This is a genomic window from Mesorhizobium sp. P2_B5, assembly GCF_056404775.1.
The window spans coordinates 170889-188132 of sequence record NZ_JBFUDJ010000010.1 but is presented as its reverse complement, the minus strand read 5'-3'; the positions used below and the strand labels follow the sequence as shown (position 1 = coordinate 188132).

The window sequence follows — 17244 nt, the reverse complement described above, 5'->3', positions numbered from 1 at the left end:
GTCACTTGGAACGAGGAGCATTCTCCGCGCCGTCGTCGCTGTCGATGAGAATGCGCTCCGCCGCGCCATCGAGATCCTCGTACTGGCCGCTTCTCAACGCCCACAGGAAGCCGGACAGGCCGAGTGCGCCAAGGAAAAGCGCTACCGGGATGAGGTAGACGAGCGTCGTCATGAGGATTCGGCCAACGTGCCGGCCCGCCCGGGCCTGTCTTGCCGCGCGGTTTTGGACGACGCGCCCATTGCGAAGCCTTGCAGGCGCATGGCATTTCCAATCACAAGCAACGACGAGGCAGACATCGCGACCGCCGCGATAAGAGGCGTAACGTGGCCCAGAATGGCGATCGGCACGGCAACAGCATTATAAACGATCGCAATCGTTATGTTCTGTTGGATCAGACTTCCCGCCTTGCGCGACACGTCCAGCGCCAGCGGGACCGCCAAGAGGCTTTCGCGCAAAAAAACGAAGTCGGCTGCATTGCGGCCAATGTCGGCGGCCGTGGAGGGTGCGATCGAGACATGCGCAGCGCTCAGCGCCGGCGTATCGTTGAGCCCGTCGCCAACCATCAGAACCTTGTGCCCGTCTCTCGCCAGGCTCTCGATGCGTTCAACCTTGCCGGACGGCAGCAGGCAGGGAACGAAGTCATCGACACCAAGCGCGTCGGCAACCTCGGCGCAGGCTTTCGCGGTGTCGCCCGACAGCATCTCCACGCACATACCAGCGTTGTGCAGTTGATCGATGGCTGCCCTGGTATCGACGCGTAGCGCATCCTCGAAAACGAAGGACGCGACAATCATCCCGTTTTTCGTCAGGACTGTTCCGCCATAGCCATGTCTGCCTTCGCCGCCGGTTCGAGCCTTCCAGCCAGCCCATCCGCGTCTGCCCAGCCGCCAGGTGCTACCGGCGGCTGTGGCTTCGATCCCGAAACCCGGGTGCTCGGTCACCGCATCGAATTTGTGCAGGCTGCTGCTGACGGCAAAGCCGGCAATGGCCTTCGAATATGGATGACGCGAGTGCGCGGCCAGGTCGGCAGCGATTGCCAGCATGGCGGGATCGATCGACGACGCGTTGACCAGAGTGGGCTGGCCAAGCGTGAGCGTACCGGTCTTGTCGAACACCGCCGTGTCGATTGCCGCCAGACGTTCCATGGCCGAGCCGTCCTTGACCATGATGCCGTTTTCGAACAGGCGCCGTGCTGCGACCACCTGAACGATTGGAACGGCGAGGCCAAGCGCGCAGGGGCACGTGATGATGAGAACAGCGATGGCTATCGTCATCGCCCGGTGCCAGTCGCCGGTCGCCGCCATCCAGCCCAGGAACGTTACCAAGGCGGTGAGATGAACCACGGGCGCGTAGAGTGCCGACACGCGGTCGGCGATACGGCGATACCGGGCGCGACCACCTTCGGCGGCCTCCATCAGCCGAACCATTTCCGCCAGGAACGAATCCTTCGCGGCGGCTTTGGCCTCGATCGTCAGTGAGCCGGTAAGGTTGAGGACACCGGCCTGCACGGTTTCACCTGGCGCGACGTTTCGCGGCGTGCTCTCGCCAGTGACCAGTGAACAGTCCAGATCAGACGCCCCACGAATGATCTTGCCGTCGACGGGGATTCTCTCGCCGGCTGCAATGAGCAGTTGCATCCCTGGTTCGATCTCGCCAACCGGCAGATAGTCGCGTGCACCATCGCCGCGCAGCACCATGGCGCCGCGTGCGGCGAGCTGTGACAGGCCTTTCACAGCGGTGCGGGCGCGTTCGCGCATCACGTGATCCAGCGTGCGGCCGATCAGGAGGAAAAACAGCAGCGATACCGACGCGTCGAAATAGGCGTGGTCGCCATGGGTGATCGTCTCGTAGAGGCTCATGGCGTAGGCCAGCGACACGCCGACGGCGATCGGCACGTCCATGTTCATGCGGCCGTGGCGCAGTGCATTCCACGCCGACTTGAAGAAGATACCGCCAGCGAAGGCGAGGGCGGGGATGGCGATTAGCGCCGAGACCCAGTGGAACAGGTCGCGGGTCGCGCCTTCGGCGCCGGACCAGACCGATACCGACAGCAGCATGATGTTGCCCGCCGCAAAGCCGGCAACGGCGACGGCGCGGATAAGCTCCGACAGCGTCTTGTCCTTTGCATCGGTGTCGGCTTCGAACAGATGTGCCTGGTAGCCCAAGCGCCCGAGCATAGCGACGAATGGCGGAACGTCGTCGCCGCGCCAGCGGATAGACACCCGCCTCGTTGACAGGTTGACGCGGGCGGCCTCGACGTGATCGAGCTTTCGCAACGCCGTCTCGATAGTCTGGATGCAGGCACCGCAGTGAACAGCCGGTACCGAAAGGTCGGTCTGATGAAGGTCCTCGCCAAGCGATCGGCTCGCCAGCTTGACCTCCTGGCTTGACGGCAGGATCGAAGTGGGGCTGACCAGACCCAGCGCTATTTCAGCGCCCGGTGCACAGCAGCTCATTTCAGCGCTCCATTGGAAATCATGATCCTGCGCACGTCGCGATAAGGTCTTGCCAAGCCGGCATCGGCGTCGATTTCGATGATCCACACGCCATCCCTTGGCATGTGCCGTGCTGCGAACTCCTGGTCCGAGGCGAGGGCGAGCGTGACGGACTCATCCTCTTTCTCGTAAGCGGGATGGCGAAACAGCACCTTCACGCCCTGCAAGGGAACCGATTTGCCGACGGCATCGATGAGGCCATAGCGAACTTCACCCCATGCGATGGTCAATTTGCCGGTCCAGCCGAGGGCTGCCTGCGCCCGCCCTTCCTCGGCCTTGCTGTTGAACTGCTGGCTCGCCACATAGGTGTTTTCGACGACAAGGCCGGTCCAGCTCGTGTTGGCAAGCGTCGCCATCGTCAGATTGACCGTTATGACCACGCCGAAAAAGGCAAGGATGATGGCCAACATGTGCCTGCCGGTGAATTCGCGGGGTCTTCGCGTGGTGGCGGTCATCTGGCGATCTCCGGCGCATTGAACGTGGCGGTGTATTCGTTGGACTCGAAGCTGACCTTGTCTTCGACGCGGAATGTGAAGGTCTGCGCCTCGCGATTAATCTGATCGGCGGGCAGGCGCACGAAAACCTTCAGCATCTTCAGCCGGTCGGGTTCGACCTGGACTGCAAAAGAGCGATCGGCGGGGAGGTCGACGCCAACGATGCTCATCTCCGCGCCTGGCAAACCCCCAAGGGTGACGATAATCGTTCTCGGTTCGGGGATCATGTTCAACAGCTTGACGGTGTAGCCATTGCGGATCGAGCCGTCGGAGAGCGTCACGAATTGGGGGTTGCGGTCGTGCAGGACATTGATCTCGAGCCGGTCGCGCGTCAGCAGCGAAAAGAGCAGGCCCAGGCCGATCAGCGACCACATAGCCATGTAAACGTAAGTGCGCGGCCGAAAGATCTTGCGGATATGGAAATGCGCCAGCCTGTCCGAAAACAGTCCGTCATCGGTCCTGACCAGCGCCGGGATGACCGAGCTGGCGCCGCCGGCGGTGGCCAGCATCATGTTGGCGTTGTAGTCGGAGAGCGTCGCGTAGGAGATCAGCCCGCGCTCCTTGCCGAGCTTATCCATGACGCCGTCGCAGGCATCGATGCAGAGCGCGCAGGTGATGCATTCGAGTTGCTGACCGTCGCGAATGTCGATCCCCATCGGGCAAACCGCGACACAGGCATTGCAGTCGACGCAATCGCCGACCGGCTGCCCTGCGGCCTGGACCTTCTTGGCGTGACGTGAGCGCGGTTCGCCACGCCAGTCATTGTAGGTGACGGTGAGCGAACTTTCATCGAGCATGGCTGCCTGGATGCGCGGCCATGGGCACATATAGGTGCAGACCTGCTCGCGCATCAGCCCGCCGAACGTGTAGGTCGTCGCCGTCAGGACGGCGACGGTGATGTAGGCAACGGGCGCCGCCGTGCCGGTGAAGAGTTCGCCGAGCAGCGTCGGCGCGTCAGCGAAATAAAAGATCCAGGCGCCGCCCGTCAGCGCGCCTATGACCAGCCAGATGGCGTGTTTCGATACCCGCAGCACAAGCTTGCGGGGGGTCCAGGGACCGGCATCAAGCTTGATACGAGCGTTGCGGTCGCCCTCGATGGCTCGCTCGACGACCAGGAACAGATCGACCCACACGGTCTGCGGGCACGTGTAACCACACCAGGCGCGGCCAACAGTCGACGTGATCAGGAAAAGACCGACGCCGGCCATGACCAGAAGGCCGGCGACATAGTAGAATTCCTGGGGCCATATCTCGATGAAGAAGAAATAGAAGCGCCGGTTGGCGACATCGAGCAGCACCGCCTGGTCCGGGGCAAACGGGCCACGGTCCCAGCGCAGCCACGGCGTCAGGTAGTAGATGCCAAGCGTGACCGCCATCACCAGCCATTTGAACTGGCGAAAGCTGCCCGAGGCCCGCTTCGGGAAGATCTTCTTGCGCGCGGCATACATTGGCTGGCGCACCTTGGCGGAGTTGACCGCCTCAGCCTCGAGCCGTTCTACCTGCGTTTGGTCCAGCACTGGTTTCTCCCATCGGAGCTTGTGATTTCGCCGGCCACGTGACCTAGCTGGGGGCAAACAGGTCGCGAGATACAGCGTTGATCGGATTGTGCCGCCCATCGGATCGCGCCGCGTTGATGCAGGTCAATCGGCACCTGCACGCAAACAGATCGAGGCCCGGCAGAGCCGGGCCTCGTCGCTTGGGCGGTGAAGGGCAGGGAATAGGCTCCCCTTCCTATTCCCCACCGCCTAGCGAATGCACGTAGACTGCCAGTTCCTTGACCTTGGTTTCGCCCAGGCGGGCGCCCCAGGACGGCATCACGCCCTGTTTCGGTGCGGTGACCTGGGCGGCAATGGCCGCTTCGCCTGATCCATAGAGCCAGATGGCGTCGGTCAGATCTGGAGCGCCGAGCTCCTTGTTGCCTTTTGCATTGTCGCCATGACAGGCCACGCAGTTTTCGGCAAAAACCTTGGCACCGGGCGTCACCAGCGATTGATCGCTGACGGTCTGCGACAGGCTGGCAATATAGGCGCTGACCTGTCTGATCTGGTCTGCGGTGATGATGTCCCCGAAAGCCGGCATTTCAGACAGGCGCGTATCCGGATCGGAGGCAAAGCGAATGCCATGCGTAACCGTCTGCTGGATCTGGTCCGCCTTGCCGCCCCACAGCCACTCGTCGTCGTTGAGGTTGGGGAAGCCCTTGGAGCCCTGGGCGCCGGAACCATGGCACTGCACGCAATTGAGCTTGAACGCGGCACCGCCGGCGGCGACGGCGAATTCGCGCAGCGTGTCGTCCGCTGCGATCTCCGAAACACTTTTCGACTCTATCGCGGCGACATATTTGCCCTTGGCCGCTTCAGCTGCGGACAACTCGTTTCCGACATCGTTGCGGCTGGAATAGCCGAGCACACCCTTGGTTGCCGTGTGCAGAAGAGGCCATGCCGGATAAGCGATGGTGTAGCCGATCGCCCAGACTATGGTGATGTAGAACGTCCAGATCCACCAGCGCGGAAGCGGGTTGTTGAGTTCTCGGATGCCGTCCCACTCATGACCGGTGGTTGAAACACCAGAGATTTCATCGATGTGCTCGTCGCTCATGATCACTCATCCTCAAGGGGAATCCGGGCAGCTTCATCGGCCAGCTTGCGGCTGCCGGGGCGAAGGGTAAACGCGATAGCGCCAACAAAGAAAAGCGCCATGGCAACCAGACCCCAGCTGTCGGCAAACTCCCGCATCAAATTGTAATCCATGGATAAAACTCCTCAGCGGTATCCGGCGGCTTCGTCGTAGTTCTTGAAATCGACCAGCGTGCCAAGCATCTGGAGGTAGGCGACGAGGGCATCCATTTCGGTGACCTGTTGCGGATTGCCGTCGAAGTCGCCGACCTTGGCCTTTGGATAGCGCGCCTCGAGGCCTGAACTATCGGCGTTCGGGTCGGCCTGCGCCATAAGATCTGCGTTGGCCTGCGCGATCATGTCCTCGGTGTAGGGGACGCCAACGCGCGCGTTGGCAACCAGATGCGTCGAGAAGCCCTTCACGTCGATCGGCGTGTCCTTCAGGAACCCGTAGCTCGGCATTATCGATTCCGGCACGACCGAACGTGGGTCGGAAAGGTGGTCGACGTGCCACACATTCGAATAGCGGTCGCCAACCCGGGCGAGGTCCGGTCCGGTGCGCTTCGATCCCCACTGGAAGGGATGATCGTACATCGACTCGGCCGCCAGGCTGTAGTGTCCATAGCGCTCGACCTCGTCGCGGAACGGCCTGATCATCTGGCTATGGCAGAGGTAGCAACCCTCGCGCACATAGATGTTGCGGCCGGCAAGTTCGAGCGGCGAGTAAGGCCGCATGCCCTCCACCTTCTCGATCGTGTTGTCGAGATAGAAGAGCGGTGCGATCTCGACGATGCCGCCGACAGTCACCACAAGAAGAGAGCCAACGAGAAGCAGTGTAGCGTTCTTCTCGATCAATGCGTGTTTGTCCATCAAGGCCATTTTCTGGCTCCCTATTCGGCAGGGTGAAGGGCGGGAACAGAGCCGGGCATCGGCTCCTCCTCGCGCTGGTATCCGAGAATGGTCATGCCGATGTTCCAGGCCATGATCAGAGCGCCGGAGAGGTACATGGCTCCGCCGATGGCGCGCATGACATAGTAGGGGTGCATGGCGGCCACGGTTTCGGCGAAGGAGTAGACCAGGAAGCCCTGCTCGTCGTATTCGCGCCACATCAGGCCCTGCATGATGCCGGACACCCACATGACGGCGGCGTAGACAACGATGCCGAGCGTCGCCAGCCAGAAGTGCCAGGTGACGAGCCGCAGCGAGTAGAGACGTTCACGGTTCCACAGTTTCGGCACCATGAAGTAGATCGCGCCGAACGAGATCATGCCGACCCAACCGAGCGCACCGGAGTGAACGTGGCCAATGGTCCAGTCGGTATAGTGCGACAGAGAATTGACCGCCTTGATCGACATCATCGGGCCCTCGAAGGTGGACATGCCGTAGAAGGCGATGGCCATCACCATCATGCGGATGATCGGATCGGTGCGGAGCTTGTCCCAGGCGCCCGACAGCGTCATCAGGCCGTTGATCATGCCGCCCCATGACGGCATCCACAGCATGATCGAGAACACCATGCCAAGCGTCTGCGCCCAGTCGGGCAGGGCGGTGTAGTGCAGGTGATGGGGCCCAGCCCAGATATAGAGAAAGATGATTGCCCAGAAATGGACGATCGACAGACGGTAGGAATAGACCGGCCGGTTTGCCTGCTTGGGCACGAAATAATACATCATGCCGAGAAAGCCGGCGGTCAGGAAGAAGCCCACGGCGTTGTGGCCATACCACCATTGCGTCAGAGCGTCCTGGACGCCGGAAAAGGCGGAGTAACTCTTGGAACCAAGGAAGGAGGCCGGCATCGACAGGTTGTTGATCAGATGCAGCATCGCGATGGTCACGATGAAGGAAAGGTAGAACCAGTTCGCGACATAGATATGCGGCTCTTTGCGCTTCAGGATCGTGCCGAGGAATAGGATGAGATAGGCGACCCAGACGATGGTAAGCCAGATGTCCACATACCATTCGGGTTCCGCGTATTCGCGGCTCTCGGTAATGCCGAGCAGGTAGCCGGTCGCGGCCATGACGATGAAGAGCTGGTAACCCCAGAACACAAACCAGGCGAGATCGCCGCCGAACAGCCGGGCGCGGCAGGTGCGTTGGACGACATAGAGGGACGTGCAAAGCAGCGCGTTGCCACCAAAGGCGAAAACGACACCCGACGTATGCAGTGGCCGCAAACGGCCAAAGTTGAACCAGGGCTGGATGTTGAGATCGGGATAGGCAAGCTGCAGCGCGATGACCACGCCGACCAGCATGCCGACGACACCCCAAAACATGGTGGCGATGGCGCCGTAGCGGATTGGGCCGTCCATGTAAGCGGACGGGTCGATCGGAGCGGGCACTACGAAATTCGTGTTGCGGATGAGGATGGCGACAAAACCCAGCAGCACGAAGAACAGCACCCACATATGCTGCCGGAAGGGCTCGTCCACACCGAACCCGGCAGCCACAAGAGCCGCAAATGTAAAAAGGGCCAAAGCGAAGATTTGCGTGCCGAACTTCATGACATGTCCCCGACGTCGATTCCGATGCGCGGACGCCAATCCGCCTGACACCAATTCAGCAGTCGCCGCCTGGCTGCCTTGATCCATGTCAAAGCCACGTCCTTTTGGATTGGGCAGCGTCCAATCTCGAAAAAAGATCAGGAGGCTTCCGTTGAACAGGGAGAAGGAGCGGAAATCATCACTGTCCCGCCGTGAGATTTTCATGCCTGCCGGACGGTCCGATGGAGAGATCCTTCCTGGCGCGGTGATGAAACGTGCCCATGGGGAAAAGCTGCGGCTCTGTGACGCCCTGGAAATGATCGCCGATGCGCTGCCGGCCGCCGATCGCCTGAAATGTATTGGCGCGGCCAACGCGATCGTTCCGTTGTTGCGCAGTATCCATCAGTACGAAGAAACAATTATCTTTCCCGCCTATGAAGCTGCCTCCGGCGGTAACGCCAACCTTGCTTCAATCCGGCGATTGCGCGCCGAACACGTCGAGGATGAATGTTTTGCCGGCGAGTTGACTGAAATCCTGCTGGCGATCGGCCATGGCGAGACGGTCGACAATGCCGAAGCTGTCGGCTTCATGCTGCGCGGCTTCTTCGAAAGCTTGCGCCGGCATATCGCCTTTGAACGCGAGCACGTCTTGCCGATGATCGGGGTCGTCGATTGATCCTAGACGCCAGAGCGTCGCTGCAGCCGGGTCAAGTTGTCGACTGTGACTTCCCGGTTGTTCTCGATCCGTATCACGCCATCCGATCGTAGCCTGGTCAGCTGGCGGCTCACCGTCTCGATCGTCAGACCCAGGAAATCGGCGATGTCGGCGCGGGTCAGCGGCAGATCGAAGCTTGTCGACTGGGCGGTTGGGTCGAGCGTGGGGTCGATGTTCCTGGCGATCATCAGGAGAAAGCTCGCCACCTTTTCCGAAGCGTTCTTGCGGCCCAGCGTCACCATCCAGTCACGGGCTTCGTCGAGTTCGTTCAGCGTCTGCTTGAGCAGACGATGCTCGAGTTCCGGTGATTCCTTCATCATCCGTTCGATGGCGGCCTTTGGAAACGAACACACGGAAACGGCGGTGGCGGCTTCGGCATTGATCGCGCTTTCTACCTTGAACGGCCGGCCTAGAAAATCGGGGGCGAACTGGAGGCCGACAATCTGCTGGCGTCCGTCTGAAAGGCTCTTTGTGAGCTTCACCACGCCGGAAAGCACGTTCGAATAACTGTCGACGGTCTCGGTGTCGCCAATCAGTTCTACGCCCGGCTCAACCTTGTGTTTCGACGAGGTCTTGGCCAGCCCCACCAGTTGATCAGGATCGAGCGCGCCGCAGACGCCATGGTGGCGTGCTTCGCATGACTGGCAAAGCACGGGAATGCCAGCGTTGTGAACATCCTGACGCATTGTCATCATGATCGTCCGAGGACCCAAAGTGCTGGCAAGATAGCATCGGCGGCAGGAAAATCCTTGCGGCAGTTTGTCCGTAGAGTGCTTTGACCGAAATCAAGGCTGCCGGCGTCCAATGTGACCAATGTCGCTCCATGCAAAGTGGAGCGGACAAAGACATGCGGCCAGAATTAGTTGCCAGACTTGGTGAGAACGTGCCGCGTTATACGAGCTACCCGACCGCGCCGCATTTTAATGCAAGCGTTGACGCTGCCGTTTGTCGTGACTGGCTGCAGGCGCTCGAAGAGGGCGCCGAGATCTCGCTCTATCTGCACATCCCCTACTGCGACAAGCTCTGTTGGTTCTGTGCCTGCCATACCAAGCAGACACGCCACTACGAACCGGTGACTGCGTATCTGCGGTCATTGCATGATGAGATCGCCACCGTCGCCAGTCTTGTCACAGGCAAGGGTCGCGTGCGTGCCGTCCATTTCGGCGGCGGTTCGCCGACGATGCTCAAGCCCGAGGATATGGTGGCGCTGGGAACCGTCCTGCGCAACAGCTTCGCGTTCGTTCCCGGCGCAAAGATCAGTGTCGAAATCGAACCCAACGATATGGACGATGCTCGCCTCGATGCACTGGCCGAGATCGGCATGACAAGGGCGAGCCTCGGCGTCCAGGATTTCGATCCGAAGGTGCAAAAGGCAATCAACCGCGAGCAGAGCTTTCTGCAGACCAAGGCGGTTGTGGACGGGGTTCGCTCGCGCGGTGTCGAATCGGTCAATCTGGACCTGCTCTATGGCCTGCCGCACCAGACCCGGGAGAGCGTCTCCTCCACGGTCGCGCAGGCACTGACCCTGGAGCCGGACCGGATAGCGCTTTTTGGCTATGCGCATGTGCCGTGGTTCAAGAAACATCAGACGATGATCGACGAGGCATGGCTGCCGGATTCGGCAGAGCGGTTTGCTCAGTCGCAACTGGCCGCTTGTCTGATGCTTAACGCGGGATATCAAGCCGTTGGCCTCGACCATTTCGCCAGACCGGGCGATGCGCTGGCCCTAGCGGCACGCGCGGGGACTTTGCACCGGAACTTTCAAGGCTACACCGAGGATCGCTGCGAAACCCTAATCGGCCTTGGCCCGTCGTCCATCAGCCAGTTTCGCCAAGGGTATTCACAGAATATGCCTTCGACCGGTGAGTATGGGCGCATGGTCGCAGACGGTGGGTTGGCCGCGGTCCGTGGGATTGCGTTTTCCGACGACGACCGCGTTCGCGGTTGGGTCATCGAGCGGCTGATGTGTGACTTTGCCTTCTCGGCCATCGACCTGGTTGAGCGCTTTGGTGATGCCGGCCAAAGACTTCTCGTCAAAGCGAGTTCCACGGCCCTCCACGATCCTGCGCGGTTGCTTGAGCTTGACGGAGACCGCTTCGTCGTACCGACCGAAAGCCGGCCCTTTGTCAGGAGCATCGCGGCAAAGTTCGACAAATATTTCGAAACCGGCAAGGCCAGGCATTCGGTAGCGGTCTGAGCATCGGCTACAGTCGGATGGGAAGGCCTACATCCCGATCTGAACAGCGCAGATCGTCGACCGCGTCAGGAATCGCTTCTCCCGCCCGTTGTCTAGTGAGAACATGCCGCCGCGGCCTGGCACTACGTCGATAATGAGATCGGTATGCTTCCAGGCCTCGAATTGCGAAGCTCCGATGTAGAACGGCGCGTTACCGATGTGGCCGAGCAACACATCCTGATCGCCGACGATGAAGCCAGCACGCGGATAGCACATCGGCGAAGATCCGTCGCAGCAGCCGCCGGATTGGTGGAACAGAACCGGACCGTGCTCGGCGACAATCTCCGCGATCAGGTCAAGGGCTGCCGGGGTCGCTGTGACCTTCGTTTGCATGGCCTTTCCATTCCAAGATTGTGGCGCGGCCCCGGAAGACCGCGCCTATTGGCCAAAACAGGTGATCAGAAGAAGCCGAGCTTCTTGGGGCTATAGCTGACCAGCATGTTCTTGGTCTGCTGGTAGTGGTCGAGCATCATCTTGTGCGTCTCGCGGCCAATACCGGACTGCTTGTAGCCGCCGAAGGCCGCATGCGCGGGATAGGCGTGGTAGCAGTTGGTCCAGACGCGGCCGGCCTGGATTGCCCGGCCGAAGCGGTAGGCGCGGTTGCCGTCGCGCGTCCAGACGCCGGCACCGAGCCCGTAGAGCGTATCGTTGGCTATGCTGAGCGCTTCGTCGTCGTCCTTGAAGGTCGTAACCGATACCACCGGCCCGAAGATCTCCTCCTGGAAGATGCGCATCTTGTTATGGCCTTTGAAGACCGTAGGCTGAACGTAGTAGCCGCCGGCCAGATCACCGGGCAGCATATTGCGGGCACCGCCGGTCAGCACTTCGGCGCCTTCCTGCCGGCCGATGTCGATATAGGACAGGATCTTTTCCATCTGCTCGGACGAGGCTTGTGCACCGATCATCGTCGCCGGATCCAGTGGATCGCCCTGCACAATGGCTTCGACTCGCTTGAGGGCGCGTTCCATGAACGTATCGTAGATCGATTCATGGATGAGCGCGCGGCTCGGGCAGGTGCAGACCTCGCCCTGGTTCAGCGCGAACATGACGAAGCCTTCGATTGCCTTGTCGAAGAAATCGTCGTCCTCGGCGACGACATCCTTGAAGAAGATATTGGGCGACTTGCCGCCCAGTTCCAACGTGACGGGGATCAGATTCTGGCTGGCATATTGCATAATCAGCCGGCCGGTCGTGGTCTCGCCGGTAAAGGCGATCTTGGCAATGCGCGGCGAGGATGCCAGCGGCTTGCCGGCCTCGAGGCCGAAGCCGTTCACGATGTTGAGCACGCCTGGCGGCAGCAGATCGCCGATAAGATCCGCCCAGAGCAAGATGGCAGCCGGAGTCTGTTCGGCAGGCTTCAGTATCACGCAGTTCCCGGCCGCAAGCGCGGGAGCAAGCTTCCAGCATGCCATCAACAGCGGGAAGTTCCAGGGGATAATCTGGCCGACCACGCCGAGCGGCTCATGGAAATGATAGGCGACGGTGTCGTCGTCGATCTGGGAAAGGCTGCCTTCCTGGCCACGCAAGGCTCCGGCGAAATAGCGGAAATGGTCGATGGCCAAAGGCAGGTCGGCCGCGGTCGTTTCGCGGATCGGCTTGCCGTTGTCCCAGGTTTCGGCGCATGCGAGGAGATCGAGGTTTTCCTCCATGCGATCGGCGATGCGGTTGAGGATGAGCGAGCGCTCGGCCACGCTCGTGCGTGCCCAGGCGTCCTTGGCGGCATGCGCCGCATCCAGGGCCGCCTCGATGTCCTGGGCATCCGAGCGTGCCACCTCGCACAACAGTCGACCGTTCACCGGCGAGTAGTTCTCGAAGTAGCGGCCGGACTGCGGCTCGGCCCATTTGCCGCCGATGAAATTGCCATAGCGCTTGTCGAAGGGCGCCTTGACCGAGCGTGAGAATTCAACCTTGTTCATGTGCATTCCTCCCAAAGCTGACGTCGCGGGATGCGACGCTTCGGAAGAGACTTGCGATTTCCGCCTGTAGTTGTCACCCCACCGGTCACCGCGGTCGGGCATGATGTGTCGCAGAATTGCGACAGTCACGAGAGCCTGGAAGGTCAGTGAGACCGGTGGACATCCAAACGGTTGAGCTTGCGGTGAAGCGTCGCGCGGCTGATGCCAAGCGCCTGAGCCGCAGCGGAGACATTTCCGTCTGCCCGCGCAAGCGCCCGCTGGAGAACGCCGCGCTCCGCCTCGGCGAGAACTTCGGGGCCGCTTTGGGCCCAACCGAGCAGATCGGCCGCAGGCATCGGCTTGTCGAGACAGTGTTGCGTCATTCCAAGCGCCTGGCGAGCCGATCGGGTCGCACCGACCACAAGGTCGTCCGCATCAATCGCGATCAGCGCGCCGGAGCCCTTGTCGGTCACCGGCGCCAAAAGAATTCGCGCCTTGGGGAACGCCATCCTGAAATTCTCCGCCTCGATCCGACGCGCCGCGTCGGTCACGGCCACTGAAATGAGATTGGCGAAGGCTTCGGTCAGATCTGCCCGGCAGGAGGAGACGTCAAGCGCGGCTACAAGATCCCCCTCATGATCGTAGATCGGAGCAGTGGTGCAGCTCAGGCCCGTGTTGCGCGTGTGGAAATGCTGGTCACGGTGGATTGTCAGTGCGCGCCGCTCGACCAGACAGGTGCCGATTCCGTTGGTCCCCTGGCTTTCCTCATTCCAGACGGAACCAGTCCACAAACCCCAGGAATGAAACGTCTCGTCATCGACGGGCGCGCCGCGCCGTTCGACCGGCACACCGTCACGATTAGCGAGCAGGACACAGCATCCGACGCCGCCTACCGCCAAATAGAGACGGTCGAGACTCGATTGGGCAACCCGGATGAGTGGTTCGAGATGTTGCCGGGCCTCCCCCAGTTCCGCCTCTGTCAGATAATGTGGGGGGCTACAGTCGGCCGGATCGAGCCGATGCAAATTGGAAGACCGGCGCCAGGAGGCAACCAGCGCGGACTTCGCTGCAGCGTCCGAGGCGATCGCGGCCTGGATGCGGTCAGCATGATGACCGTATAGATCTTCGCCCATACTTGTCCTCCCAGCCCTGGTGTCGTTCCTCCCGGTCCGAACCGGTCTGCGGTTCGATCAGCACATAGTCAATTCGTCGAAAGAAGTAGACGCAGATCTCTCCCTCTTGCCCATCATTGGCCAATCGACGGCTGCTCCATCGAGAAAGCCTACCAACAGAATGGCGCGCGTTCATTGATCTGGAGCAAACCCGAGCATCGGCTGCGGTCAGAAATGTTCGCCGGCCTTGAATGGGCCGATGCGGGTGCCTGCCGCGACCAGATAGGCGGTCGACCAGCCGATGAGCAAGAACCCGTTTACGCCCTCGAGCGCCGCCAGGACACGCCACGCATGGGCCGGCACAATGTCGCCGTAGCCGACCGTCGAGAAGGTGATGGTCGAAAAGTACAGTGCGGTTTCGAAATCGGCGAAGATATCAAGCAACCGGTACAGTCCTGCCCAGAGCCACACCTCTGCGGTCATGACGGTGAAGAGCCCCATAACGACGCTGATCATCGCGACGATGCGGCTGCGGCGCCCATGCATGCGAAATCGGGCGACCAGGTGGCCCATCGCGTGCGTGACGGCGATCAGACCAAAGGTATGGATCAAGACCGTCAGGCTTATAACGACAGTGCCGATGAGCAGATTGAGAATCATGCGCGGAATGTAGCCGTCGAGAGCCTTTCGTCCTTGTGCGAGATCAATCTCAATACCGGCGGAGGTTTGAAAGCGCGGAAGCTCTGGCCAAAAGCTGACACTCCACTCTTCAGACTGAATCTCAGATTTCGGCCATTTCGTCCCTAGGGCGTGCCCAAAGTCTGAAGGTCCTCGAAATTCGCCGTACTTATTTCCCAGAAAAGTACGGCGGTAGTTCGCTAAGTGATTGAAAATAATGTCGATCCAGACAGGAATCGAACCTGTGACCTACAGATTGCTCGACGCCGGTCGCTCACGACAGAAGGAATCGGAGCTTCGCACTGTCGCTTGGCCCACGCTTTCAGCCAGACGCATGCTTTCGGAACTGATGATCGGGAAGGACTAACGGCTTCAAACGTGTTCGGGGGTTCGGGTCGGTAGAGCGCTACCGCCTTTCCCCACGTTCAGATGATCTGCGTTATCTTCTTCGTTGCCGCGCACCAGTCGTTGCATTCACACCTCAATCAAGGCGAGCAGACCCTTCAGAATCTCGATTGGGGGCGGCGGGCAGCCTGGAATATGCAGATCGACAGGCAGCACCTCCGACACGCCGCCCACGACGGCATAGCTGCCGGCGAAACAGCCGCCGTTCCTGGCGCAGTCGCCGAGTGCCACTACCCATTTGGGGTTGGGTGTCGCATCCCAGGTCCTCTTCAATGCCTCGCGCATGTTCTTTGTGACCGGCCCTGTGACAAGCAGCACATCGGCATGGCGCGGCGACGCGACGAAACGGAATCCAAAGCGCTCGATGTCGTAGAAAGCGTTGTTGAGCGCGTGCATTTCGAGTTCACAACCGTTGCAGGAACCGGCGTCGACCGCCCGGATCGACAGGCTACGTCCCAGCCGTTTGCGAGCGGCACCATCAAGGGCGTGGGCGAGCTCGTCGATCGCGGCTTCGCGTGCCAAGGGTGGGCGCTCGGTGAGCGGGGGTCGTATCAGGCTGTCGAAGAGAAGCTTGCGCATGATGGCGTGCCTTTAGAGATCATGGCCGGAATAGGAGCAGTTAAACGACTTGTTGCAGAGCGGAAAGTCGGCAACGATGTTGCCTTCGATCGCCGCTTCAAGAAGCGGCCATTGAAACCATGACGGGTCACGCAAGTGGCAGCGCTCGACCAGGCCGCCTTTGCCGATGCGCAGCCAGGCCAGGATGTCGCCGCGGAATCCTTCGACCAGCGCCATACCTTCACGCGGGCCGTTCGTAGAGGGGACATTGGCGCGCGCCGCGGCGCCACCCGGCAGCCGTTGCAGGATCTGCTCGACCAGCGACAAGCTCTGCTCGACTTCGCGAATGCGGATCCAGACGCGGGCATTCACGTCGCCCTCCTCAAGGACAGGTACGTCGAAAGTCAGTTCGTCGTAAGGGGGGTAGCCCGGACTGCGCCGCGCATCGAAGTGACGGCCGGAGGCGCGGCCGACATAGCCGCCGGCTGCATATTGCCGGGCAAGCTCCACCTTGAGGCGGCCGGTTCCGACGGTGCGGTCCTGCAGAGAGGCGGTGTTGTCGTAGAGTTCAATCAGGCGAGGAAAGCGTTGCCTGATCTCCGCGATCACCGACCGAACCGCACGCTCTCCCTCCTCGCGCAGGTTGCTCGCCACCCCTCCAGGCACGATGCAATCGCGCATCAAACGATGGCCGAAGGCGGCATCGCTGGCGCGCAAAACGCGTTCGCGCAGCACGCCACAATGGGCGTGCATAAGTGCGAAGGCCGCGTCATTGCAGATGGCGCCGATATCGCCGAGGTGGTTGGCAAGCCGCTCCATCTCGGCCATCAGTGCCCGCAGCCAGAGGGCACGCGGCGGGACCTCGACACCGAGCGCTGCTTCGACCGCGCGGGCAAAGGCAAGCGAATAGGCTACTGTGCTGTCGCCGGAGGTCCTGCCTGCCAGTCCGGCGGCGCGATCGACGGGCGAACCCGCCATCAAACCTTCTATGCCCTTGTGAACATAGCCGAGACGCTCTTCCAGCCGCACCACCGTTTCGCCGCTTGCGGTGAATCGGAAATGCCCAGGCTCGATGATGCCGGCATGCACGGGCCCGACCGGAATCTGGTGGAGGCCGTCGCCGTCCGCGGCAAGGAAGCGGTAGGAAGACGCCGCGGCTGGAGGCTGTGGCCGAGTCGCCAGGGGATGGCTGCCCCCCCAATGGCCATGGTCAAGCCAGCGACGGGTATCGGGAAGCCCCTGCGGCAGCAACCCGAAAAGGTCCGCGGCAGCACGCTCAAGCCGCAAAGCGGGCGGATGCCGCTGGCCGACCGATGGGTAGCGGCCGCCAAGGCATTGCAGACTAATGACGCCGATGTCGCGAACCTCGTCGAGAAGCGCCATGTGGACGGTGTTCGGCTCCCCCCAGAGGCCGAGGAGGCTCCAGCGGCCCTCAGCGAGCTGGTCGACGGCAAGGCTCCAGATTTTCGGGGCCACCACGGCCCGCCTTGAAGGCGCGTGATGTTTGGCAGAGCGGCCGGCCTCGATGAGGTCGACCAGCGCCGGCATGCTACTTTTGCTCAT

At 61.3% G+C, this 17244-nt stretch carries 17 protein-coding genes; 2 read left to right on the top strand and 15 right to left on the bottom strand.

Annotated features, from left to right (window positions below):
- Position 1 precedes the first annotated feature (1 nt).
- The 8 genes from ccoS to ccoN form a co-directional block, all read right to left on the bottom strand.
- Positions 2-172, bottom strand: a complete 171-nt coding sequence (ccoS, locus tag AC1D1N_RS26085; protein WP_112562170.1) for a cbb3-type cytochrome oxidase assembly protein CcoS — start codon at positions 170-172, stop codon at positions 2-4.
- A complete protein-coding gene (locus AC1D1N_RS26080) occupies positions 169-2457 on the bottom strand; it encodes a cation-translocating P-type ATPase (protein WP_477351882.1) in 2289 nt (762 codons plus the stop codon). Before AC1D1N_RS26080 ends, ccoS begins: the two co-directional genes overlap by 4 nt.
- Positions 2454-2951: a FixH family protein gene (locus tag AC1D1N_RS26075; RefSeq protein WP_112562172.1), complete on the bottom strand. Its 498-nt coding sequence runs from the start codon at positions 2949-2951 to the stop codon at positions 2454-2456. Before AC1D1N_RS26075 ends, AC1D1N_RS26080 begins: the two co-directional genes overlap by 4 nt.
- Positions 2948-4507: a cytochrome c oxidase accessory protein CcoG gene (gene ccoG / locus AC1D1N_RS26070; protein ID WP_477351880.1), complete on the bottom strand. Its 1560-nt coding sequence runs from the start codon at positions 4505-4507 to the stop codon at positions 2948-2950. Before ccoG ends, AC1D1N_RS26075 begins: the two co-directional genes overlap by 4 nt.
- Before the next feature lie 214 nt (positions 4508-4721).
- A complete protein-coding gene (gene ccoP / locus AC1D1N_RS26065; RefSeq protein WP_477351878.1) occupies positions 4722-5585 on the bottom strand; it encodes a cytochrome-c oxidase, cbb3-type subunit III in 864 nt (287 codons plus the stop codon).
- Between the two features lie 2 nt (positions 5586-5587).
- Entirely contained in the window at positions 5588-5737 is a 150-nt protein-coding gene (locus AC1D1N_RS26060) for a cbb3-type cytochrome c oxidase subunit 3 (RefSeq protein WP_112562175.1), read from the bottom strand.
- 12 nt (positions 5738-5749) lie between these two features.
- Positions 5750-6481, bottom strand: coding sequence for a cytochrome-c oxidase, cbb3-type subunit II (ccoO, locus tag AC1D1N_RS26055; protein ID WP_436261576.1), 732 nt, complete (start codon positions 6479-6481; stop codon positions 5750-5752).
- An 11-nt stretch (positions 6482-6492) separates the two neighbouring features.
- Entirely contained in the window at positions 6493-8103 is a 1611-nt protein-coding gene (gene ccoN / locus AC1D1N_RS26050; RefSeq protein ID WP_112562177.1) for a cytochrome-c oxidase, cbb3-type subunit I, read from the bottom strand.
- Between the two features lie 247 nt (positions 8104-8350).
- Here ccoN and AC1D1N_RS26045 point away from each other — a divergent pair, with 247 nt between their 5' ends.
- Positions 8351-8758 carry a hemerythrin domain-containing protein gene (locus AC1D1N_RS26045; RefSeq protein ID WP_112562178.1) on the top strand — a complete coding sequence of 136 codons (408 nt, stop codon included), beginning with the start codon at positions 8351-8353 and terminating at the stop codon, positions 8756-8758.
- Positions 8759-8760: 2 nt separating this feature from the next.
- On the opposite strand, the gene AC1D1N_RS26040 is transcribed toward AC1D1N_RS26045, so the two are convergent.
- Entirely contained in the window at positions 8761-9489 is a 729-nt protein-coding gene (locus AC1D1N_RS26040; RefSeq protein WP_112562304.1) for a Crp/Fnr family transcriptional regulator, read from the bottom strand.
- A gap of 155 nt (positions 9490-9644) precedes the next feature.
- Between AC1D1N_RS26040 and hemN the strand changes: the two genes are divergently transcribed.
- Positions 9645-10994: an oxygen-independent coproporphyrinogen III oxidase gene (hemN, locus tag AC1D1N_RS26035; protein WP_477351924.1), complete on the top strand. Its 1350-nt coding sequence runs from the start codon at positions 9645-9647 to the stop codon at positions 10992-10994.
- Positions 10995-11021: 27 nt separating this feature from the next.
- Here hemN and AC1D1N_RS26030 read toward each other — a convergent pair whose 3' ends face one another.
- From AC1D1N_RS26030 to AC1D1N_RS26005, 6 genes are all read right to left on the bottom strand, one after another.
- On the bottom strand, positions 11022-11366 hold the full coding sequence (locus AC1D1N_RS26030; RefSeq protein ID WP_477351876.1) for a DUF779 domain-containing protein: 345 nt from the start codon (positions 11364-11366) through the stop codon (positions 11022-11024).
- Positions 11367-11431: 65 nt separating this feature from the next.
- Entirely contained in the window at positions 11432-12949 is a 1518-nt protein-coding gene (adh, locus tag AC1D1N_RS26025; RefSeq protein ID WP_436261574.1) for an aldehyde dehydrogenase, read from the bottom strand.
- A gap of 143 nt (positions 12950-13092) precedes the next feature.
- The gene (locus tag AC1D1N_RS26020) at positions 13093-14061 is read right to left on the bottom strand and encodes a GAF domain-containing protein (RefSeq protein ID WP_477351875.1); all 969 of its coding nucleotides are present in this window, start codon (positions 14059-14061) and stop codon (positions 13093-13095) included.
- A 207-nt stretch (positions 14062-14268) separates the two neighbouring features.
- Complete coding sequence (locus AC1D1N_RS26015) at positions 14269-14700, bottom strand: potassium channel family protein (protein WP_112562181.1); 432 nt, start codon at positions 14698-14700, stop codon at positions 14269-14271.
- A gap of 492 nt (positions 14701-15192) precedes the next feature.
- Positions 15193-15702 (bottom strand): NADH-quinone oxidoreductase subunit B family protein, encoded by a 510-nt coding sequence (locus AC1D1N_RS26010; protein WP_112562182.1) that lies wholly within the window; start codon positions 15700-15702, stop codon positions 15193-15195.
- Between the two features lie 12 nt (positions 15703-15714).
- Complete coding sequence (locus tag AC1D1N_RS26005; RefSeq protein ID WP_477351922.1) at positions 15715-17229, bottom strand: hydrogenase large subunit; 1515 nt, start codon at positions 17227-17229, stop codon at positions 15715-15717.
- Between the last annotated feature and the right edge of the window lie 15 nt (positions 17230-17244).